This window comes from Kribbella sp. NPDC049174 (assembly GCF_043197365.1).
In the GTDB taxonomy this organism is placed as follows: Bacteria; Actinomycetota; Actinomycetes; order Propionibacteriales; family Kribbellaceae; genus Kribbella.
Window position 1 is genome coordinate 416,674 of the sequence record NZ_JBICSZ010000007.1, and the last position, 20,628, is coordinate 437,301.

General features: G+C 67.8%; 20 protein-coding genes. 6 read left to right on the forward strand and 14 right to left on the reverse strand.

The window, feature by feature from the left end:
- Positions 1-315: 315 nt before the first annotated feature.
- Complete coding sequence (locus ACGFIF_RS31710) at positions 316-813, reverse strand: MarR family winged helix-turn-helix transcriptional regulator (RefSeq protein ID WP_393159632.1); 498 nt, start codon at positions 811-813, stop codon at positions 316-318.
- Positions 814-911: 98 nt separating this feature from the next.
- Between ACGFIF_RS31710 and ACGFIF_RS31715 the strand changes: the two genes are divergently transcribed.
- Both ACGFIF_RS31715 and ACGFIF_RS31720 read left to right on the forward strand, forming a co-directional pair.
- Positions 912-1,697 (forward strand): methyltransferase domain-containing protein, encoded by a 786-nt coding sequence (locus ACGFIF_RS31715; RefSeq protein WP_393159634.1) that lies wholly within the window; start codon positions 912-914, stop codon positions 1,695-1,697.
- Between the two features lie 2 nt (positions 1,698-1,699).
- Positions 1,700-2,047, forward strand: a complete 348-nt coding sequence (locus ACGFIF_RS31720) for a VOC family protein (RefSeq protein ID WP_393159636.1) — start codon at positions 1,700-1,702, stop codon at positions 2,045-2,047.
- A gap of 1 nt (position 2,048) precedes the next feature.
- Here the strand turns inward: ACGFIF_RS31720 and ACGFIF_RS31725 are convergent, their stop codons facing one another.
- From ACGFIF_RS31725 to ACGFIF_RS31755, 7 genes are all read right to left on the reverse strand, one after another.
- Positions 2,049-4,511, reverse strand: a complete 2,463-nt coding sequence (locus tag ACGFIF_RS31725) for an ABC transporter permease (protein WP_393159638.1) — start codon at positions 4,509-4,511, stop codon at positions 2,049-2,051.
- A 1-nt stretch (position 4,512) separates the two neighbouring features.
- On the reverse strand, positions 4,513-5,292 hold the full coding sequence (locus tag ACGFIF_RS31730; RefSeq protein ID WP_393159639.1) for an ABC transporter ATP-binding protein: 780 nt from the start codon (positions 5,290-5,292) through the stop codon (positions 4,513-4,515).
- A 175-nt stretch (positions 5,293-5,467) separates the two neighbouring features.
- Complete coding sequence (locus ACGFIF_RS31735; RefSeq protein WP_393159640.1) at positions 5,468-6,940, reverse strand: P-loop ATPase, Sll1717 family; 1,473 nt, start codon at positions 6,938-6,940, stop codon at positions 5,468-5,470.
- 144 nt (positions 6,941-7,084) lie between these two features.
- Positions 7,085-7,756 (reverse strand): response regulator transcription factor, encoded by a 672-nt coding sequence (locus ACGFIF_RS31740; protein WP_393159641.1) that lies wholly within the window; start codon positions 7,754-7,756, stop codon positions 7,085-7,087.
- A 75-nt stretch (positions 7,757-7,831) separates the two neighbouring features.
- Entirely contained in the window at positions 7,832-9,016 is a 1,185-nt protein-coding gene (locus tag ACGFIF_RS31745; protein WP_393159642.1) for a sensor histidine kinase, read from the reverse strand.
- Positions 9,017-9,188: 172 nt separating this feature from the next.
- Positions 9,189-9,830: a TetR/AcrR family transcriptional regulator gene (locus tag ACGFIF_RS31750; RefSeq protein WP_393159644.1), complete on the reverse strand. Its 642-nt coding sequence runs from the start codon at positions 9,828-9,830 to the stop codon at positions 9,189-9,191.
- 68 nt (positions 9,831-9,898) lie between these two features.
- Positions 9,899-10,903: an acyl-CoA desaturase gene (locus tag ACGFIF_RS31755; RefSeq protein ID WP_393159646.1), complete on the reverse strand. Its 1,005-nt coding sequence runs from the start codon at positions 10,901-10,903 to the stop codon at positions 9,899-9,901.
- Between the two features lie 739 nt (positions 10,904-11,642).
- Here ACGFIF_RS31755 and ACGFIF_RS31760 point away from each other — a divergent pair.
- Together ACGFIF_RS31760 and ACGFIF_RS31765 are read left to right on the forward strand one after the other, a co-directional pair.
- Complete coding sequence (locus ACGFIF_RS31760; protein ID WP_393159648.1) at positions 11,643-12,932, forward strand: ATP-grasp domain-containing protein; 1,290 nt, start codon at positions 11,643-11,645, stop codon at positions 12,930-12,932.
- Positions 12,929-14,173 (forward strand): MDR family MFS transporter, encoded by a 1,245-nt coding sequence (locus tag ACGFIF_RS31765; RefSeq protein ID WP_393159650.1) that lies wholly within the window; start codon positions 12,929-12,931, stop codon positions 14,171-14,173. Before ACGFIF_RS31760 ends, ACGFIF_RS31765 begins: the two co-directional genes overlap by 4 nt.
- 9 nt (positions 14,174-14,182) lie before the next feature.
- On the opposite strand, the gene ACGFIF_RS31770 is transcribed toward ACGFIF_RS31765, so the two are convergent.
- The 4 genes from ACGFIF_RS31770 to ACGFIF_RS31785 form a co-directional block, all read right to left on the reverse strand.
- Positions 14,183-14,617, reverse strand: a complete 435-nt coding sequence (locus ACGFIF_RS31770) for a GNAT family N-acetyltransferase (protein ID WP_393159651.1) — start codon at positions 14,615-14,617, stop codon at positions 14,183-14,185.
- Positions 14,618-14,627: 10 nt separating this feature from the next.
- Positions 14,628-15,383 carry an alpha/beta fold hydrolase gene (locus tag ACGFIF_RS31775; RefSeq protein ID WP_393159652.1) on the reverse strand — a complete coding sequence of 252 codons (756 nt, stop codon included), beginning with the start codon at positions 15,381-15,383 and terminating at the stop codon, positions 14,628-14,630.
- 127 nt (positions 15,384-15,510) lie between these two features.
- Positions 15,511-16,173: a uridine kinase gene (locus tag ACGFIF_RS31780; protein WP_393159654.1), complete on the reverse strand. Its 663-nt coding sequence runs from the start codon at positions 16,171-16,173 to the stop codon at positions 15,511-15,513.
- A gap of 48 nt (positions 16,174-16,221) precedes the next feature.
- Positions 16,222-16,551 carry a VOC family protein gene (locus ACGFIF_RS31785; RefSeq protein ID WP_393159656.1) on the reverse strand — a complete coding sequence of 110 codons (330 nt, stop codon included), beginning with the start codon at positions 16,549-16,551 and terminating at the stop codon, positions 16,222-16,224.
- Positions 16,552-16,907: 356 nt separating this feature from the next.
- Here ACGFIF_RS31785 and glmU point away from each other — a divergent pair, with 356 nt between their 5' ends.
- Positions 16,908-18,326 (forward strand): bifunctional UDP-N-acetylglucosamine diphosphorylase/glucosamine-1-phosphate N-acetyltransferase GlmU, encoded by a 1,419-nt coding sequence (gene glmU, locus ACGFIF_RS31790; protein ID WP_393159657.1) that lies wholly within the window; start codon positions 16,908-16,910, stop codon positions 18,324-18,326.
- Between the two features lie 13 nt (positions 18,327-18,339).
- Positions 18,340-19,320 (forward strand): ribose-phosphate diphosphokinase, encoded by a 981-nt coding sequence (locus ACGFIF_RS31795; RefSeq protein ID WP_393159658.1) that lies wholly within the window; start codon positions 18,340-18,342, stop codon positions 19,318-19,320.
- Between the two features lie 29 nt (positions 19,321-19,349).
- Here the strand turns inward: ACGFIF_RS31795 and ACGFIF_RS31800 are convergent, their stop codons facing one another.
- On the reverse strand, positions 19,350-19,829 hold the full coding sequence (locus tag ACGFIF_RS31800) for a hypothetical protein (RefSeq protein WP_393159660.1): 480 nt from the start codon (positions 19,827-19,829) through the stop codon (positions 19,350-19,352).
- Positions 19,830-19,940: 111 nt separating this feature from the next.
- Complete coding sequence (locus ACGFIF_RS31805; protein WP_393159662.1) at positions 19,941-20,600, reverse strand: hypothetical protein; 660 nt, start codon at positions 20,598-20,600, stop codon at positions 19,941-19,943.
- Positions 20,601-20,628 lie beyond the last annotated feature (28 nt).

A 20,628-nucleotide genomic window follows, 5' to 3' on the forward strand; every position in this document is an offset into this window, starting at 1 on the left:
CTACCGGGTGAGCGGGCCCCGTGCCGGCCGGCGTTGTTCGGGCCCCGAGCCCCGGACACCGCGCGGCCACTTTCGGCGGACCACCTCTTGCCGCCGAAGTCACCATTGAATTGAACGTTTCGTGGTCGGTCAGCCACCGACAGTAAGGACCCTAGTGGCCCCGCTCACGCACTGTCGATAGTCGACCGCTACAACAGCCTCTCGATCTCGTTGCAACTAGCAACGATCGGAACCGGGGCGAAGTGACGGGTCGTCTTTTCGGATTATTCCGGCACAATTCCCGGGGGTTTCTCCGATGCCCGGAACAATGCGGGTTCAGTGCTTTTCGAGGTCGAAGGGCCGGACCAGTTCGCGCAACACGCGGGCGATCTTCGCCTGGTCGCGATCGCTGATCGAGCCGAGCAGGGTGCGCTCGTGAGCCAGCAGGTCGGCCATCGCGGCGTCGACCGCGTCCCGCCCGGCGTCGGTGAGCTGGACCAGCACGCCCCGGCGGTCGGCCGGGTCCGGGAGGCGCTCGACCAGGCCGCGAGCGGCCAGGCGGTCGACCCGATTCGTCATCGTGCCCGAGGTGACCAGGGTTTCCTTCAGCAGCTTGCCGGGGGAGAGTTGGTACGGCGCTCCGGCCCGGCGAAGGGCCGCGAGGACGTCGAACTCCCACGACTCGAGGCCATGGGTCTCGAATGCCTGACTTCGGGCGCGGTCCAGGTGGCGCGCGAGCCGGCTGACCCGCGACAGCACCTCCATCGGCGCGACGTCGAGGTCGGGGCGTTCTCTGCGCCAGGCCTCGAGCAGCCGATCGACCTCGTCTTCCATGCTGTTGAGATTACGCCATCAAGACTCTTGACATCAAGACAACTCGCATGCCTAGAGTATCTCGACATCAAGATAAATCCTCGGAGAGAGGCAGCAGCATGCGAACGTCACCGGTCTGGAGTCCGCAGCAGTACGGCACCTATGCCGAGGAGCGCGGCCGCCCGTTCGCCGACCTGGTCGGCCGGATCCGGGCGGACGACGTACGCACGGTGGCCGACCTCGGCTGCGGTCCGGGCAACCTGACCGTGACGCTGCGGGAGCTGTGGCCGGAGGCGACCATCCGCGGGATCGACAGCTCACCGCAGATGATCGAGGCGGCCCAGCAGTACGCCGACGACCAGCTCACGTTCGAGATCGGCGACCTGCTGGAGTGGACCGCCGAGCCGGGATCCCTGGACGTGATCGTCACGAACGCGGTCCTGCAATGGATCCCGGAGCAGCTCGACCTGCTGCCCGGCTTCGTCAAGGCGCTGCGGCCGGGCGGCTGGCTGGCGATCCAGATCCCCGGCAACGGCAACGCCCCGTCGCACTCGATCCTGCGCGACCTGGCCGCGACCGAGCCCTATGCGCAGTACGCGAAGAACGCGTCGCTGCGAGCCGAGGTCCCCGGTCCGGACACCTACGTCGATGCGCTGAGCGCCGAAGGGTGTGTCGTCGACGCGTGGGAGACGACGTACTACCACCTGCTGCAAGGTGACAACGCCGTACTCGAGTGGGTGAAGGGGACGGGCGCGCGGCCGGTGCTGCAGTCGTTGCCGGATGAGATGCGGCAGCGGTTCGAGGATGAGTACGGCGCTCGGTTGGCCGACGTCTACCGGCAACGCGAGTACGGGACACTGCTGCCGTTCCGCCGGATCTTCGCCGTCGCCCAGAAGGTGGCCTGACGATGCGCCTCGACCACGTGCAGGTGTCGTGTCCGCCGGGCGGTGAGGAGATCGCACGGGCGTTCTACCGCGATGCGCTCGGGATGACCGAGGTGGAGAAACCACCGTTGCTGCAGGCTCGCGGCGGTTGCTGGTTCCGCGAGGGTACGGCGGAGGTGCACGTCGGAGTCGAGCAGGACTTCCAGCCGGCTCGAAAGGCGCATCCGGCATTGGCCGTCGACGACCTGGATGCGCTGGCCGAGAAGCTCGAGAAACTGGGCTATCCCGTGACCTGGGACAACGAGACGATCCCGGGCCGCCGGCGGTTCCACACCGCCGACGGCCACGGGAACAGGGTCGAGATCGTCTGATCTACTCGGTCGCCAAGGCTCCGGCGGGCGCCACCTTGGCCGCCCGCCGAGCCGGGAGCACCGAGGCCAGCAGGCCGGCCACGGCTGCCACCGCGGCGATCGCCACCAGCAGGCTCACGGGTACGGCGTACTCGACGCTGCCGTCGGCCGTCTGGCCGCCCATCAACGCGCTGGTGCCGGTCCAGCCGTAGATCAGGCCGAGCGCGATCCCGAGGCCGGCGGCAACAAGTGCCATCAGCAACGATTCGACCGCGAGCATGCTGCGCAACTGGCGGCGGGTCAGCCCCATCGCCCGCAGCAACGCGTTCTCCCGGGTCCGTTCGAGCACCGACAGGCTGAGCGTGTTGCCGACCCCGACGAGCGCGATGAGCACCGACACCCCGAGCAGTCCGACACCGATGATCAGCAGAACGTCGAAGATCTGGGTGTAGGTGCTCCGCTCGGGCAGCCCGCCGCTGACCGTCAGGTCCTTGACGGTCGGGATGGACTGCTCCACCGCGTCGATCACGTCCGAGCCGTCCGCCTTCGGATCCGAGGCCAGCCAGAATCCGGTGGTCGGAGCCGTGGCGGACAACGTGCGAAGGTCCGTCGAGGTGATCGTGACCGGATCCAGCCCGATCGCTCGGTGTGCCGTCAGTGTCAGCTTCCGCGCGCCCGCCACGACGGTGAGCCGGCCGCCCTCTGCGAGGTCGAGCATGCTCATCGTCTGCGGGTCCAGGAGCGCGGTACCCGGCTTCAGTTGGGCGGCCAGTGGCGGGTTGTGGATGACGGAGCCGGCCGCGGCCTGGTCGATCCCGGTCACCGGCAACTCCTGGCCGCCGGTCTTCACCGTCACCTTGCTGACCGGGACGACCTGGGTGATGCCCTTGATGTCGCGCAGTTGCTGTTCGGCGCCGGCCGGCATCTTCTCGTTGTAGGTGGCGACCATGATGTCGACCGGGTACTGCCCGTCCATCGACACGTCGAAGGTCTTGCGCACCGACGCGATTCCGACGCAGGTGAGGCTGATCAGCGTCACACCGATCAACAGTGCCGACGTGGTGGCCGCCGTACGCTTCGGGTTCCGGACCGCGTTCGCGACGGCGATCCGCGCCGGGACTCCGCCACCACGCGCCGGCAGTGCACCGAGCAACCTGATCAACGCCGGCACCAGCAGCGAGCCGATCGCCAGTACGCCGATGAACGAGAGCACACCGCCCGCGACTCCGATGAGAACCTGATGCGACGACGCACCGGTGGCCAGCAGCAGTCCACCACCGGCCAGCAACAGGAACCCGAGAACCAGTCGCACCACGCCGGCCTTCGACGCCGCGGCCGGAGCAGCCTCCGGCCGCAGTGCGACCAGCGGAGCCACCTTGGTCGCCCGACGAGCCGGTACGACCGCGGCCGCGATGGTGGCCGCAGTACCCAGCGCGAGCGGCACGAGCAGCGACCACAGATCCAGGTGCAGCGACACCGGCGGAAGACCCCAGTCGAACTCGCGGGCCAGCGCGAGCGCGAGCGCGGACAACGCGACCCCGAAGACGACGCCGATCGCCGACGCGACCACCCCGACCACCGACGCCTCTGCCAGGACTGACGAGAACACCTGCTTGCGCGACGCGCCGACGCAGCGCAGCAACGCCATCTCACGGGTGCGCTGGGCGATCACGATGGTGAAGGTGTTGCCGATCACCAGGCAGGCGACGAACAACGCGATCACCGCGAACATGCCCAACACACCACCGAGTACGTCGATGCCGTTGGTGTAGCTCTTCACCTCGTGGTCGATCCAGGCTTCGCCGGTGAAGGCCTTCAGGTCCTTGGAGACGACGGCCTGTGCGGCGGCAGCCAGGGTCTCCTGGTCGACACCGGGCTTCGCGGCGATCCCGACCGCCCGGATGAAGGCGTCCGGTTCGAGGGTCTTCACGGCGGCCAGAGTTGCCACGGCCGACGCCGGTCCGACGACCTTCGAGTCGTCGAGGAGACCGACCACCGTGAGGTTCCAGGACTTGCCGGTGTACGCGTTGACGCGCAGCGTCTGGCCGAGCGAGACCTGGTGCTTGGCGGCCAGTTTGGCCGGCAGTGCGATCTCGTTTGTTGCGGTGGGCAACCGGCCGGACGACGTACCGGGGCCGGCGATCCGGGTGGTGTCGTAGAGCGCGTCGACCGGGAGGCTTTCCGGCCGGACCAGGTCAGGGAACGCGGCCGTCAGGTAGGCGTAGGTGAGGGTGACGACCGAGTCGGCCTGGGGCAGCTTCTCCAGCTTGGCGACGTCGGCCGCCGTGATCTGCGCGTTCTCCGGGTAGACGACGGTGTCGACACCGCGGTACTGCGCGCCGATCGTCTCGTCGATGCCGTTGGACGCGGACGAGTGCGCAGTGAGTGCCAGGGTGCCGAAACCGACCCCGAGCACGATCGCGAGACAGGCAGCGATCAGGCGGCCCAGGTGGGCGCGCAGCGAGGACAGGATGGAGCGTCGCACCTCAGGCCCCCAGCTGCCGCAGGGCGTCGAGCACGGTCTCCGGGGTCGGCTCGAGCAGCTCGCCGGCAAGCTTGCCGTCGGCAAGCATCACGACGCGGTCGGCGTACGACGCGGCCAGCGGATCGTGGGTGACCATGACGACCGTCTGGCCGAACTCGCGGACCGAACGGCGCAGGAAGCCGAGCACCTCCGCGCCGGACCGGGAGTCCAGGTTGCCGGTCGGCTCGTCCGCGAACACGACCTCGGGCCGGCCGACCAGCGCGCGCGCCACCGCGACCCGCTGCTGCTGACCACCGGACAACTCCGACGGCCGGTGCGTGAGCCGGTCCTGCAGCCCGAGTACGTCGATCAGCGTCGCGAACCACTGCTGGTCGGGCTTGCGGTTGCCGAGCTCGAGCGGAAGCAGGATGTTGTCCTTCGCGGACAGCATCGGGAGCAGGTTGAAGGACTGGAACACGAAGCCGACCCGGTCCCGGCGGATCCTGGTCAGCTCGGCGTCGGGGAGCTGGGTGAGCTCGGTCTCGCCGAGCAGCACCTGCCCGCTGGTCGGGGTGTCCAGGCCCGCGAGGCAGTGCATCAGCGTCGACTTGCCCGAACCGGACGGCCCCATGATCGCGGTGAACCGGCCGACCCCGAAGTCGACCGACACGCCGTCGAGCGCGGCCACCGCGGTGTCACCCTGCCCGTACACCTTGCGCAGCTCGTGCGCCCGGATCGCCGTCCGCGGCACCCCGTCCTGCGGCAGCCGCCCCACCGCAAGGTCACCGGTCTGCAAACTCATGTCACTCCTCAACTCAACGGACTGTCGTTGGTCAAGAAGTTAGTGATTCCGCCGGGACATCTCGTCGGACCCAGGTCGCGACCTCAGTACGACCTGAGTAGTACAACAGGCTGTCGACGCTCTCGGTCGATTGGCGAGCAAGCCCCGGAGCCAGGCGAAATGGAACCCGTGAGACCTAGCTGAAGGGGATGTTGAAGGCGTACATCAGGCCGCGATGCAGCTGCCATGGGCCCTGACGCTTGAACTTGTACGTGTTCCGGCGGTGATAAAACTGGACATAGCCGGTGCGTGGGTCGTAGTTGCCCAAGAGTCCTGCCATGAACATGAACTGGGTCAGCTCCGGGGTCAAGCTCGCATTCAATCCGACCGCCGTGACCGCCTCGACCATGGAGCTTTCGGTTAGATTCGACGCAGCTGGCAAGGAGGGCAGGATATCGGCAAGGTGGTCCTGTAGATGCTCATGGAGTATCCCGGTCGCTTCGGCAGTGACGATCGACAGTAGATCTCGGGTAGCGAAGGTATCGACGGCGTTCCGGACCCGTTCCGGCGTTACGTATCCTCTCGGTGGAACTTCTTCCTGGATCCTGCGCATCAGGCCCGTCATCTCCCGGGGCGTGGATCGAGTCGACTGGATGAGATACTCCGCCGATGGGATCGGACGGGGTCGTTGAGACCGCTGGCCCACGGTGATGTTCTCAGGAAAGAAAGCAAGCAGTTGATCGGCAGAAATTTCAGCTTTACTGGCTAGATAGTCCCACAGCGGACTGTCGGCCGGTATTGTCTGCTCGGCGCCCCAGTCGACGAAGATCGACGAGTCCGCAGCGATCTTGTCGGCATCCGCGAATCGGATCCGCCGGAACACGTCGCTTCGGCACATGACCAGAAGTCGGATGTCGATTTCGGCTGGGAGAAGCCGCCGGAATAGCTCGTCGCCAACTCGGAGGAGTGCGGCCAGTGTAAGCCAGTAGGCCTCGTTCTCGCTGATGATGCGATCCAGGCCATCAATCGAGAGCAGGAAATGACTGCTCGATCGGGCATTGACGATGAGCCGCAGCAGCGCCTCACCGAGGTGTGCAGCAGATATCTCATCGGAATCCCGAGATGAACGCTCGTGACTGATGATGCCTTTCAAGCTGATTGTCGTCTTGTTTTCGCGTACTCTCTTGAAGATCGACGGGAAGTCCTGTCCGAGCAGATCCGCCCGGCGGAGATCGTCAATCAGCTTGAGCACTTGATGGTCCGATGACAATGAACAGCCATGGTCCTGACTCAAGAGATCCAGGATCTGTAGGCAAAGGAACAGGCGCCAGGCAGAATCAGTCAACGCGGCGCCCTGCGCGGTTACGTCTTTGGTTCGCATAGAGCTGAGGGGGTTCATGCCCGGACTGACTTCGTCCAGATTGAGAGTTCGGTAGAACACCGCATGCTCGCCGTGCTTCTTACGCAGGCTCAGGCGAATGTATTCACTGACTGCGCTCTTACCCGATCCCTTGGGTCCAATGACTAGGAAGAACTCCTGGGACTGAATCGACGCGGCCAGGTTCCAGCGATCGTAGTAGGTTCGCAGAAAGCGTTCCGGATTCCGTGCGACCTCCGCCTCTGCCGAGGCCAGACCGAAGTACAGGTCGTTGAAGGTCGGCTTCTTCATATCGGCGCCCCCGTTAGCGAGAGTAGGATCCGGTTCTCATCAGGCTGGATGGTATAGCCTCATCGTCGTCAAAACTAGTTGGCGAACTCAGTCCCACGCAGTTGGTTGTTTGCAAATCCCCCGTTCCGACCGCGTATCTCAGTATTACTTGGTCGGTCGCACCAAGCCCGTTTCGTAGCCGAGGACCACGAGGGCGACCCGGTCGCGCAGGCCGGTCTTGGCCAGGATGCGGCCGATATGGGTCTTGACCGTTGCCTCGGACAACGTGAAGAGCTGGGCGATCTCGGTGTTCGACAGGCCGCGGGCGACCTCGACCAGGACCTCGCGTTCGCGGGCGGTCAGCTCGGCCAGGTCCGGGCGCTCCACCTCGGCGTCGGGCAGTGCTCCGGCGAAATGCTCCAGCAGGCGCTTCGTCGTACTCGGGGAGACGACGGCATCACCGGAGTACACCTGCCGGATCGCCGACAGCAGGTCGGCCGGCGGCGTGTTCTTGAGCAGGAAGCCGGCCGCACCCGCCTTGATCGCGGCGAAGGCGTACTCGTCCAGGTCGAAGGTGGTCAGCACGATCACCTTCGGTGCCTGCGGCAACGACTGCAGCCGGCGGGTGGCCTCCACCCCGTCCAGCCGCGGCATCCGGACGTCCATCAGGACGACGTCGCAGGCGGTGACCTGGATCTTCTCGATCGCCTCACCGCCGTCACCGGCCTGGCCGACGACGCGCATGTCCGGCTGGGAGTCCACCAGCATCGTGAATCCGGCCCTGACCAGCTCCTGGTCATCCACCAGGAAGACTCTGATCACGTCGGTCTCGCTCACACCTCCACCTCGCTTCGCTCGGTTCCGGTGTGACCGAGAATGCTGCTGTGCCTATTGTTCACTCGCTGCGCTCGTTCACGTCTGTCCTCCAAGTTGCAGGTGGTACGGGAGCTTGGCGATCACCTCGTAACCGCCGCCCGCCTTCGGTCCGGCGCTCACCGTACCGCCCGAGATCGAGGCGCGCTGCCGCATCCCGACCAGGCCGTGACCCGGATCCGAACTCGGCGCGACCCCGCCACCCCGGCCGTCGTCGGTGACCGCCACGGTCAGCATCTCGCGCCCGAAGTCCAGCTGGACGGAGGTCCGCGCTCCCGGCCCGGCGTGTTTCAGCGTGTTGGTCAGACCCTCCTGCACGATCCGGTACGCCGTCAGGCCGAGCAGCGCGGGCAGATCGCGCGGCTCGCCGGTCACCTGGTAGTCGACGGTGAGCCCGGCGTCGCGGACGTTGTCGATCAGCTCGGGCAGGCTCGAGACCCCGGGCTGGGGGCGTGGCTGGTTCGGGTCGAGCCCGTTCTGTTCGTCCTGTTTGAGCAGACCGAGCATCTTGCGCATCTCTGTCAGCGAGGCGCGGCCGGTGTCGCCGATCGTCGCCAGCGCCTTCTTCGCCTGCTCGGGTGACTGGTCCGCGGCGTACAGACCGCCGTCGGCCTGGACGATCATGATCGACAGTCCGTGCGCGACCACGTCGTGGATCTCGCGGGCGATCCGGGTCCGCTCGTTGGACACGGCCAGCTTGGCCTCGCGGTCGCGGTCCCGCTCGAGTTGGGCGGCGCGCTCCTCGAGTTGGGCGACGTACAGGCGGCTGGTCCGACGCCGTTCGCCGAACGCCCAGACGCCGAAGACCACCGCGCCCAGGGCAACCATCATGGTGACCTGCTGGCGCCAGTCCGAGTTCGACCAGTAGCGCGAGACCGCCATCAGGACGCCGAGGCCGCCGATCGCCAGGGCGATGCGGCTGTAGCGGACGGCGCCGTACACGGAGATCGTGTAGAGGGCGACCAGCAGGCCGACGTTGGCCGGCATCAGGTCGGCGCCGCCGAGCCACTGGAGCGTGGCGACCGCGGAGACGCCGAGGAGGACGAGCTCCGGATGGGTGCGGCGCCAGATCAGCGGGACGAGCATGCCGAAGCCCAGGACCCCCACGAACCCGGCCTGCGCGATGGACAGGAGCCCGAAGACCATGCAGAGACCGCCGGCGAGCAGCAGGTCGAACGCCTTGCTGCGGGCAGGCACGGGCCGGGCGGTGAGGATCCCCGTCATGCGGGCCAGGGTACGGGGATCCGCAGACGCGGAGGTCATGCCACGGGTGGATGTCGCGTACTACCGGAGTCTGGTGATCACTTATCCGGAGTGGGGTTATCGCCTATCCGGAGTGCGGTGATCAGCTGTCCGGAGCGGGGTGATCGGCTTCGCGGAGCCGTCGTACTGGAAGCTACTTGTGTGGGCGAGTGGACAGCGTCGGCTTGGCCTCGAGGCCGGAGAGGCCGTTCCAAGCGAGGTTGACCAGATGGGCGGCGACGTCCGGCTTCTTCGGCTTGCGGGCGTCCAGCCACCACTGCCCGGTGAGCGCGACCATGCCGACCAGCATCTGCGCGTACATCGGCGCGTTCTTCGGGTCCAGGCCGCGGCGCTTGAACTCCTCGGCCAGGATGTGCTCGACCCGGGTGCCGACATCGCTGAGGATCGAGATGAACGAACCGCTCGACGACCCGACCGGCGAGTCGCGCACCAGGATGCGGAAGCCGTCGGAGTTGTTCTCGATGTAGTCCAGCAGCGCGAGCGCCGCCTGCTCGACCAGTTCGTGCGCGCGGCCGGCGGTCAGTGCCCCGGTGACACCGTCGAGCAGGGCACGGACCTCGCGGTCCACGACGACGGCGTACAGGCCTTCCTTGCCGCCGAAGTGTTCGTACACGACCGGCTTGGAGACCTCGGCGCGTGCCGCGATCTCCTCGACCGATGTCGCCTCGTACCCCTTCTGGGCGAACAGGCCGCGGGCGATGGTGATGAGTTGCTCGCGACGTTCGGCACTCGTCATCCGGATCCGGCCGGTCCGCCGCGGTTTGGGTTCCGTCACGTCGAGATCACGTCAGCATCATGCCGTACTCGGGTGTTGCCGGTGGGCGATTTAGTACAGGTGATGCCTCAGGCCGCCGCTTTCAGGGGGGTTTTGGCGTTCGCATCGACCCGGCGGGCCTCCAGGCGCTCGCGCACCGGCCAGCGAACGTCGCTGACCCAGCCCATCTTCTCGAAGAACCAGATGCAGCGGGCCGACGTGTCGAGTTGGCCCCGGAGGACACCGTGTCGCGCGCAGGTCGGGTCCGAGTGGTGCAGGTTGTGCCACGACTCGCCCTGGCTCAGGATCGCCAGCCACCACACGTTGCCCGACTTGTCCCGGCTCTTGAACGGCCGGTCGCCGATGGTGTGGCAGATCGAGTTGATCGACCAGGTGACGTGGTGCAGCAGCGCGATCCGGACCAGGCTGGCCCAGAAGAACGCAGTCAGCGCGCCCTCGATCGACCACGACCAGAGCCCGCCGATGACGGCCGGCGCGAGCAGCGAGATCGTCACCAGCAGCGGGAACATCCGGGACACCTTGATGATGTCCTTGTCCTTCAGCAGATCCGGCGCGTACTGCCGCTGCGGGGTCTGCTCGGTGTCGAACAGCCAGCCGATGTGCGCGTGCAGGAAACCCTTGGTCAGCGCGCCCAGGCTGGTGCCGTACTTCCACGGGCTGTGCGGGTCGCCGTCGCGGTCGGAGAACTTGTGGTGCTTGCGGTGGTCGGCGACCCAGCGGATCACCGGACCCTCGATCGCCAGCGAGCCGGCGATGGCCAGCGCGTACTTCATCGGCCGGTTCGGCTTGAACGACTTGTGCGTGAACAGCCGGTGGAAACCGATCGAGATGCCGTGGCCGGCGATCGTGTAGAACACCACCGCGATCACGATGTCACGCCAGCCCAGGAACCCGCCCCAGGCGATCGGTACGGCGGCCAGCACGGCCAGGAATGGGATCCCGATGAACAGCGCCAGCGCCACCTGTTCCCACGGGCGCTTCAGCTCACCCCCGAGCGTTCCGGTGTCGACGTCGAGCTCATCGGCCTGGACGCGGGCGGGCGCCTCCGGTGCGGCTACGGCGGGTGGAGTCATTGGCGTGTTTCCCTCGGCTGGAGGACTGCTTACCTACGCTACCGTAACCTACGGAGGCGTAGGTAAGGAACCCCTCAGCGTGTTGTGCGCCCCACTCGTGGCAAACTGTCCCGGCGACCACGATCCCCCGTGGGGTACTCGGCAGCCCGCGAGACTTTGAATCTCGAAGACCTGGATCGAAACCAGGCGGGGGAGCTCTTTGCAGGACCCGTGGACCTTGTCGTCCCGCGGGTCCTACCCACGCGGCGCTACGCGCTCTCCCTCGTCGCGTGCTCGCCGCCGCTCCCGCCCGCCCGACGCGGTGCGTGCTGTTGCGCGCTCCTGACGCTGTCGCGCGGGGTGTTGCGAGGCTGTCGCCCTGTGGTGGCGCTGCCGCGCGGGTGTTTGCGGGCTGTCGCCCTGGGTTGGCGCTGCCGCGCGGTGACTGCCTCGTGGTGTCGCTCGCATGTGGTCTGTTGAGTGGATCGTGTGACGGCGTTGTTTCCCACGCGGCGCTACGGGCGCTCTTGAAGTCGCTGCGTCCGAGGTCGCTCCTCTCGTCGCATGTGCTCACTCAGGGCGGGGCTGATGCGAGACCGCGCTCGGCGACCGCGTGGCGGCGGGGAGTTACCTATGGCGCGGTTGGGGGCCTTAGGGAGGCTCTGGGAAGCAGGGATAGGGAGGAGTCCCGATGTGTGGGGCTCCTCAGGTGGGCAGATTCGGGGGTCGACAGACGCCGCCCCAAACCAGGAGGAAGTAGATGTTCACCGACGCCGAGATGGCAGAGGTTGGCTACAGCGCGCGCGCTACCGGACGGCCTCGCGTTCTGGTTGTCGGCGGCAAGCTGAAGCATGTGCGGAAGGCCCGGGAGCTCGGGCTGGACGTGGTTCATGCTCAGTACCCGGACGAGTATGACCGCGGCCATTGGCCGTACGTCGACCAGGCATTGCTGCTCGACTACGGCGACATCGACCGGCTGCTGCCGGTGGTCCGGGCGTTGCACGAGGCGTATCCGTTCCAGGCAGCCGTGTCGTTGTTCGAGCTCGGGCTGTTGCCGGCGGCGCGGATCAACGAGGCGCTCGGGCTCGGTGGCGAGTCCGTCGAGACGGTGGAGTTGCTGCTCGACAAGTGGCGGATGCGGCGGCACTTGGCCGAGAAGGGGATCAGCCCGGTGGCCTCTGCGGTCGGCCGTTCGGCGAAGGACGTTCGGGAGTTCGTTGAGGCGCACGGGCTGCCGATCATCGTCAAGCCGATCCGCGAATCGGGCAGCCTGGGGGTGTTCCGTATCCGCGACCGGGCCGACGTGGACGCGGTCGCCGAACAATTCCGATCTCTTGACGACGGGCATTGGGCCACCGGGGACCTGTCCTCGGCCGACTCCTTCGAGGAGTTCCTCATGGAGGAGTTCCTGGACGGCCCGGAGATCAGTGTCGAGACCCTGAGCTTCGACGGCCGGCATGTGGTCATCGCGGTGACCGACAAGGAGATCGGCGGTTCCGGTTTCGTCGAGATCGGGCATTCGCAGCCCAGCGGCGTCTCGGCCGAGACGCTGCGCGAAGTCACGCAGTTGGTGGCGGACTTCCTCGACGCGGTGGGGTTGCGCAACGGTCCAGGGCACACCGAGGTCAAGCTGACCTCGCGTGGCCCGCGGATCATCGAGTCGCACAACCGCGTCGGCGGTGACCGGATCAACGACCTGGCCGAGATCGCCTACGGCGTCGACATGGAGCGTTACGCGTTGGGCGCCCGGTTCGGCGTCGTGGAGCCCCTGACCGCGGCGCCCGAGCCTCGGGGCGGAGCGGCCATCCGGTTCCTCACGCCGGAGCCCGGACGGGTCGTGGAGGTGACCGGCGTGGACGTCGTGCGCGCGGATCCGGCGTACGTCGACCTCCAGTTGGAGGTGGGGCCGGGCGACGTCGTACCACCGTTGACCTGGAACGAGGACAAGGTCGGTCACGTCATCGCTCGCGGCGCCACCGCCGCCGAAGCGATCGCCCACGGCAAGCGGCTGGCCGCGGCGATCCACGTACGCACCGAGCCCGTCGCGTGAGCGCCGCGCCGCCGGACCGGACGGGCGTCGACGGGCCGCGCTTCCGCGACGCGCTGCGCAGCCTGCCCCCGCGGGTGTGGTTCATCAGTCTCGGCATCATGGTGAACCGGGTCGGCAACTTCCTGCCCGTGTTCATCGTGCTCTACCTGACCGGGCGCGGCTATTCCGCCGGCGCCGCGGGGTTCGTGCTGGGCGTGTCCGGTCTGGCCAACGTGCTCGGCAACGCCGTCGGTGGCTACCTCACCGACCGGATCGGCCGGCGATGGACCATCGTGGTGTCCGCCGTGCCCACCGCCGGACTGACGGCGATGGTGCCGTACGTCGAACCGTTCCCGGTCCTCGTCGCGGTGGTCGGTCTGATCGGCGTCACGTCGCAGATCTACCGGCCGGCCGCGGCCGCCGTTCTGCTCGACTCCGTGTCGACCAGCCAGCAACGGCTCGCCGCCTTCGGGGTGTTCCGGTTCGCGATGAACATCGGCGCTGCCCTGGGCGGCGTCATCGGCGGCGTGCTGGCCAGCACCTCCTATGTGGAGCTCTTCCTGGGCAATGCCGCCGCGTGCCTGCTGTTCGGCGTGGTCGTGGCGGTGCTGCTGCGGGACGCGCCACAGCCGCGGTCCGACCAGGGCGACGCGGGCGAGCAGGCGGACCAGGCGGTCGGGTACCGGCAGGCACTCTCCGACCGCATGCTGGTGCGATTCCTGGTGATGACCCTGGTCGCCGAGTTCGTCTACATCCAGTGCACCGTCGGCCTTCCCCTGCACGTCAACGACGTGGGTTTGAGCGCGCGCGACTTCGGTCTTCTCATCGGGCTCAACGGTCTGGTGGTGTTGGTGCTGGAGTTGCCCATCACCGGCGTGGTCTCGCGGTTTCGGCTGGAGTACGTACTGGCCGTCGGCAACCTGCTCATCGGTGCCGGTCTCGCGCTGACCGGGCTCATGACCGACATGGTGCTGCTGGCGGCGACGGTGCTGATCTGGACCCTCGGCGAAATGATGTCCAGCTCCGTCGCCAACGCCTACCTGGGAGGTCTGACTCCGCCGCGGATGGTCGGGCGCTACCAGGGTTTGTACTTCGCCGCGTACACGACCGGCACCGGCATCGGACCACTCGTTGGCGGCGCCCTGTACGCGATCGGCCCATGGTTGCTCTGGACCCTGGTCGCCGCGGCCGGTGTGCTCGCCGCCCAACTCAGCCTACCCCGCCGCGGCTCGACGCCCGCAGCGCACGAACCGGATTCCTGACCTCGGGGGTCACTCGAGGGTGAAGCGGTAGACCTGGGAGTTTCGGGCTTGGAAGCCCAGGCGTTGGTAGAGGTGGTTGGCGGCGGTGCGGTCTGGGCGGGAGGTCAGGTCTACGGTGCGGGCGTTGGCCTGGCGGGCCAGTCGGAGGGCTTCCTCCGTGAGGGCTGCGCCGACGCCTTGGCCGCGTGCGCTTTCGTCTACGACGACATCTTCGATCCGGGCGCGCAGGCCGGTGGGGACCGGGAACATCACCAGGGTCAACGTGCCCACGATCGCGCTTGGTCCACGCGCTACCAAGACAGTGTTGGTCTCGCAGGAGACCAGTTGGCGTAGCGCGTCCTCGGTGAGTGGTTGAGCCGATCGGGACAACTGCGGCAGCAGCCGGCGGAAGGCATCAGTTACCTCGTCGGTGACCTGATCGAGTACTTCGATGCGAATGCTCACGTCCAGGACCCTACTGATCTTCCGGACGGCTTCGGAGGAACTGGCGGATATGGCCGGACCAGAGCTCCGGGTTCTCGAAGTGACACATGTGGGCGGCCTCGGGGATCAGGCGAAGCCGGCTGCCGGGGACTGCGGTGTGCAGGCGGTGGGCCAGCTGGACGGGGAAGCCCATGTCCTTCTCGCCGTGGAGGATGAGGATGGGTTTCCCGGAGTCGCGCAGGATGCGTTCGGGGTCGCCGGGGCACCACGGGTGCATCGTGCCGTTGATGGCGCGCTCCTCGCTCCAGTCGCCGAGGTCGGAGCCGAGACTCTCCAGCAGTTCCAGGTACGCCGGTGCGCGGTCCAAGTCCCACACGAAGATGGTGGAGTTCCGCATGCTCCAGTCGGCGGCCTCCTCCGCACGACGACGCCGCTGATACTCGTCCCAGTTCGCCAGATAGCGCTCGTTGTCCGCGCTGCTGTAGGCCGAGGTGGACGCGAGGACCAACCGTCGTACCTGCTCAGGATGCTTGTCCACGAACTGCGTCGCGGCGCGGCCGCCGGTGGAGAAGCCGAGCAAGTCCACCTGTCCGAGCCCCAGCTTGTCGATCAGCCGATCCGTGTCCTGTACGACGTACTCCGGCTGAAGAGCGTCGTCGGGAAGACCGCGGCTGCTCCGGCCGCAGCCCCGGAAGTCGAACAGCACGACGTGGTGGTCGCGAGCCAGCGGTTCGAACCCGGGCACCAGATAGCCGTGGCCGACGTCCGGCCCGCCGTGCATCACCACCAACGACGGCTGGTCACTGCGCTCCCCGAGCTCCCGCAGAACAACGTGACGTCCCCGACGTCGACCAGCGCCCCGTCACCCATGCCCCGAGCATCCCAGCCGCCGCCGACATCTCCAGCGGCGCCGATCAGTCTGGGACTCGGACCAGGTGTGGCGTGGCGAAGGTGGTGTTGTCTACGAGGAGGGTGGCGCGCTGGTGGGGAGTGCACGCGGCGAAGTACAGCTGTTGGGCGCCGACGTACCGCTGCATGGTCGGGTGGTTGGGGTCGGGACTGGTGCCGTCGCGCTCTGCCATCCGGGGCGCGGTCACCTCGAAGGGGACGTCCAGGAAGATCGAGAACCCCCAGGAGCCGGCGAGTTCGTCGCGGTGGAGGAAGAGGCCGTCGGCGACCAGGACTGCGCCGGGCGGAGCGACCTCCTGGGCTGGGTCGAGGATCTCGTCGGTGGTGAGGTCGTGGGCTGCCGAGCGATATCGACGTGAGCCGCCTGGTCCTAGCGGCGCGAGGACATCGGCGCGGAGGCGGTCGTAGTTGAAGGAGTCCAGCCAGAACCCCTCGGGTGACAGCCGGCCGCGGCGGTATCTGGTACTGCGGACGTTGTGGAAGTCGTCCACCGATACGCGTACGACGTATCTGCCGAGGCTGCGGAGGACAGCGGCGAGCTCATCGGCGAAGACGGTCTTGCCCGAGCTGTCGACGCCGTCGACAGCCACGCGCACACAATCCTCGCCAGCCGCATCGGGCACCAGTTCGGCCACCCGCTTGAGAACCTCCAGCCGCTTCTCCGTCACGCCGCCATCCTGGCAAATCCACGGGTCTGGGGCCCTCGACACGGCTGTTCACTCGATGATGCAGAAGAGGGTGCCGTCGGGGGCGGCGAGGACGACGAAGTCGGCGTCCGGCGGGTACTTCCACTCGACTCGCTGAGCGCCGAGGGCGATGAGTCGGTCGACCTCGGCTTCCAGGGTGGAGGTGCTGCGGTCGACCCAGAGGTCAAGGTGGGTGCGGTCGGTCTCGTCGAGGTGCAGCCGGGTGCCCGCGCCGTTCCGGGGCCCGAGGAACGCAGGGTTGTCCGGGCGGGCGTCGTACCCAAGGGCCTCGCTCCAGAAGGGCGCCGAGCCGTGGATGTCCGGGACGTTCAACACGATCGCTCCGAGCGACAAACTCATGAAAGCTCCTTGCCTGATAGGCCGGACTCTGACGCGTCCAGGATTGCAGCCGTCAAGACCCTCAGACAGCGACGGTAGAACAGGTTCCGGACGGTCTACGTCCGGAACGTTCACTGCGGGACGACAGGCAGCTACCCGGGGCCGGGGAGTGAGACCGGTCACGTGGGAGGTGCGGGCGGGTTCGGGGAGTGGGTGGGGGAGCAAGTAGGCTTGCGCGGGCACCCCAGACGGTGAACACCGCGAGTGCCTGTGCAGATACTTGTTCCACCAACTCGCAGGGAACTCGAGGAGAAGACCGCGTGACTTCCCATCGTCCCGCGGCGGTCGTGATCATGGCCGCCGGTCTGGGAACCCGGATGAAATCTGCGACCCCGAAGGTGTTGCACGAGATCGGCGGGCGCAGTCTCGTCGGGCACGCCGTGGTCACCGCCCGTGCACTCGCCCCGGAGCATCTGGTGGTCGTGGTCGGCAACGGCCGCGAGCTGGTCGAGGCGCATCTCGCCGCCGTCGACCCCGAGGTGAAGACCGCCGTCCAGGAGCAGCAGTTGGGCACCGGTGACGCCGTGCGGGCCGGGCTCACCGCCGTACCGAACGACTTCGACGGCTCGGTCGTGGTGACGTCGGGCGACGTACCGCTGCTCGAGGCCGAGACCCTGCAGGAATTGGCCGCCGCGCACGACAAGCAGGGCAACGCGGTGACCGTGCTGACCGCGCGGGTGCCCGACCCGACCGGGTACGGACGGATCATCCCGGGCGACGACGGCACGGTCGCCGGGATCGTCGAGCACAAGGACGCGTCGCCGGAGCAGCGGAAGATCGACGAGATCAACGCCGGGATCTACGTGTTCGACGCGGCCACGCTGCGCGACGGCCTGAGCCGGATCACCACCGACAACGCGCAGGGCGAGCTCTACCTGACCGACGTGCTGGCGATCGCCCGGCAGGACGGCAAGCGGGTCGGCGGGTACGTGACCGACGACGCGATGCAGACCGAGGGCGTCAATGACCGCGTCCAGCTGGCCACGCTCCGGGCCGAGCTGAACCGCCGGACCCTCGACAAGCTGATGCGCGCCGGGGTCACGATCGTCGACCCGAACACGACGTGGGTGGACCAGACGGTCCAGCTGGCCCGCGACGTCACCCTGCTGCCGAACACCCAGCTCCACGGCGCGACCACGGTCGACGAGGGAGCCACGATCGGCCCGGACACCACGCTGACCGACGTACAGGTCGGCGCCCAGGCCACGATCATCCGGGCGCACGGCTCGCAGTCGGTGATCGGCCCGCAGGCGTCCGTCGGCCCGTTCGCCTACCTGCGTCCCGGGACCAAGGTCGGCGTCAAAGGCAAGATCGGGACGTTCGTCGAGACCAAGAACACCAGCATCGGCGACGGCGCCAAGGTGCCGCACCTGACGTACGCCGGTGACGCGACGATCGGCGACGGCGCGAACATCGGCGCCGGCACCATCTTCGCCAACTACGACGGGGTCGCGAAGCACCCGACGCACGTCGGCAAGCACTCGTTCATCGGCAGCAACTCGGTACTGGTCGCGCCGCGGACGATCGCGGACGGCGCGTATCTGGCCGCCGGTACGGCGCTGACCGAGGACGTCGGCCCGGGTGAGATCGCGGTCGCGCGGGCCCGGCAGCGCAACATCAAGGGCTGGGTGGCCCGCAAGCGGGCCGGCACCAAGACCGCGAAGGCCGCGGAAGAGGCCCAGGCCGCACCGGAGACGGACGACGGTGCTGTGGGCGACACTGGCGAGAAGGCGTAACGGGAGGCCGGCCATGAGCGGGATGAAGCGAACCACCGAGAAGAACCTGATGGTGTTCTCCGGCCGGGCTCACCCCGGTCTGGCCGAGGAGGTCGCCGAGCAGCTCGGCGCCGGCCTGGTCCCGACCTCGGCGTACGACTTCGCCAACGGCGAGATCTACGTCCGGTTCGAGGAGTCGGTCCGGGGCAGCGACGCGTTCGTGATCCAGAGCCACACCTCGCCGATCAACGAGTGGATCATGGAGCAGCTGATCATGGTCGACGCGCTGAAGCGGGCGTCGGCCAAGCGGATCACCGTGGTGCTGCCGTTCTACGGGTACGCCCGGCAGGACAAGAAGCACCGCGGCCGGGAGCCGATCTCGGCCCGGCTGATGGCCGACCTGTTCAAGACCGCCGGCGCGAACCGGCTGATCTGCGTCGATCTGCACACCTCGCAGATCCAGGGCTTCTTCGACGGCCCGGTGGACCACCTGATGGCGCTGCCGATCCTGAGTGAGTACGTGCAGAAGAAGTACGGCGACCAGAAGCTGGCCGTGGTGTCGCCGGACGCCGGCCGGATCAAGGTGGCCGAGCAGTGGTCGGCCCGGCTGAGTGGCGCGCCGCTGGCCTTCATCCACAAGACCCGCGACATCGACCGGCCGAACGAGATGGTCGCGAACCGGGTCGTCGGTGAGGTCAAGGACCGGGTCTGCATCCTGGTCGACGACATGATCGACACCGCCGGCACCATCACCAAGGCCGCCGACGCGCTGTACGCCGACGGTGCGGCCGGTGTGGTGATCGCCGCGACCCACGCGATCCTGTCCGGGCCGGCGGTGGACCGGCTGAAGAACTGCCAGGCCAGCGAGGTGATCGTCACCAACACGCTGCCGATCGCCGAGGACCGCCGGTTCGACAAGCTGACCGAGCTGTCCATCGCGCCGCTGATCAGCCGGGCCATCCGCGAGGTCTTCGAGGACGGCTCGGTGACCAGCCTGTTCGAGGGCCGCGCCTGACCGTCAGGCGTCGTACCAGGTCAGACGATTCAGGCGCTGATCCGGCGTCCGCTCACCTTTCCGGTCACGGTCTCGAGCACCTCGGTCTCGCTGTTCGGCGCGAACACGGTGACCCGGTAGGTCGCCGAGATCTTGCCGTGGGACAGGACGCCCCTGAGTCGTACCCGGACCGTCGGCCCGGTCGATCCCGGTCCTTGCTCGCCGGGAAACCCGGTCCAGAAGGTCGCCTGGAACGACTTGCCGTGCCGCGACCAGGTCCCGGTGAACGGTGGTCCGGCCGGGCTGATGTCGTGGGAGACGATCACGCCACCCGCGGCGAAGCTCAGCACCAGCCGTACCGTGTCCGGCGAGCCGTCGTCCTGCCGGCGGCACATCCAACTGCCGAGCAATCCGTTGTCGCTGTCCGCCGCGGCCGGCGTGGCCGTCGCCAGTCCGGCGATCGCCACACCACCCGCGGCGATGCCCGCACCCCTCAGCGCCTGGCGGCGCCCCATTGCGTTCTCGCTCATTGGAGTCCCTCCCCAGAGATCCGCTATTCCCTCCACGCTGCACCCGGCCGGGCCCCTGGGCAACGGTTCGCACCCCACGACGACGAGGGGTAGCGTTCCGCCTGCTGACCGTCAGGCCTGGCGCCAGGCGTAGTACGCCGTACCGAGTGAGGCGGCTGTCATCGGCAGAGCGGTGAGGAGACCGGCGATGCCGTTGCCGGGGACGACGAACGTCGCCACGATCGTCAGCCAGAACAGGGGGATCCAGCGTGGGACGGCGTGCGAGCGCCACAGGCCGACCGCCTGGATGACGGTGCCTAGGGCAACCAGTAGGGCGCCGGGGATCATCACGCCGAACAGGTGGGCGGGGTCGTCGTTGATCCGGTCGATCACGCTCGGGTCGACGCCGGGTGCGGTGGCGAAGTAGTAGGCGGCGGCCCAGCCGGCGCCTCCGACGGCGTACAGCGCGGTGCCGATCCACATCACGACGGCACCTGTGGTCGCCCACGCGGCGCCGCGGCGGCGGACGAGGAGCGTGGTCAGCAGCGCCTGAGCGGGCACGTTGATCACGAGTGCGGCGCTGAGAACCACGAGCAGCCCCCACCACAGGTCGCGGACGGGCTGGATGTCGCTGTAGGCGTACGTCTCGCCGCCCGCGGCCGGCTCCGGCCAGAGCAAGCCGCCCGGAACCGCCGCCACAGCGGTGAGCGCGAGTAGCAAGGCGACGATTCCGACCCGGCGCCGGAGCACGGGATCGGTGGCGGTCGGGCTGGGTGCAGTCTGGGTCGTCATGGTGATCCTCCGCGAGGTGAGCTGACGA

What these genes read in the sequence shown, in the direction of transcription:
- glmU (WP_393159657.1), top strand. Translation starts at nt 16,908, where the DNA reads ATGAAATCTGCGACCCCGAAGGTGTTGCACGAGATCGGCGGGCGCAGT.
- ACGFIF_RS31800 (WP_393159660.1), bottom strand. Translation starts at nt 19,829, where the DNA reads ATGAGCGAGAACGCAATGGGGCGCCGCCAGGCGCTGAGGGGTGCGGGC.
- ACGFIF_RS31735 (WP_393159640.1), bottom strand. Translation starts at nt 6,940, where the DNA reads ATGAAGAAGCCGACCTTCAACGACCTGTACTTCGGTCTGGCCTCGGCA.
- ACGFIF_RS31720 (WP_393159636.1), top strand. Translation starts at nt 1,700, where the DNA reads ATGCGCCTCGACCACGTGCAGGTGTCGTGTCCGCCGGGCGGTGAGGAG.
- ACGFIF_RS31745 (WP_393159642.1), bottom strand. Translation starts at nt 9,016, where the DNA reads ATGACGGGGATCCTCACCGCCCGGCCCGTGCCTGCCCGCAGCAAGGCG.
- ACGFIF_RS31805 (WP_393159662.1), bottom strand. Translation starts at nt 20,600, where the DNA reads ATGACGACCCAGACTGCACCCAGCCCGACCGCCACCGATCCCGTGCTC.
- ACGFIF_RS31715 (WP_393159634.1), top strand. Translation starts at nt 912, where the DNA reads ATGCGAACGTCACCGGTCTGGAGTCCGCAGCAGTACGGCACCTATGCC.
- ACGFIF_RS31730 (WP_393159639.1), bottom strand. Translation starts at nt 5,292, where the DNA reads ATGAGTTTGCAGACCGGTGACCTTGCGGTGGGGCGGCTGCCGCAGGAC.
- ACGFIF_RS31785 (WP_393159656.1), bottom strand. Translation starts at nt 16,551, where the DNA reads ATGAGTTTGTCGCTCGGAGCGATCGTGTTGAACGTCCCGGACATCCAC.
- ACGFIF_RS31710 (WP_393159632.1), bottom strand. Translation starts at nt 813, where the DNA reads ATGGAAGACGAGGTCGATCGGCTGCTCGAGGCCTGGCGCAGAGAACGC.
- ACGFIF_RS31760 (WP_393159648.1), top strand. Translation starts at nt 11,643, where the DNA reads ATGTTCACCGACGCCGAGATGGCAGAGGTTGGCTACAGCGCGCGCGCT.
- ACGFIF_RS31795 (WP_393159658.1), top strand. Translation starts at nt 18,340, where the DNA reads ATGAGCGGGATGAAGCGAACCACCGAGAAGAACCTGATGGTGTTCTCC.
- ACGFIF_RS31755 (WP_393159646.1), bottom strand. Translation starts at nt 10,903, where the DNA reads ATGACTCCACCCGCCGTAGCCGCACCGGAGGCGCCCGCCCGCGTCCAG.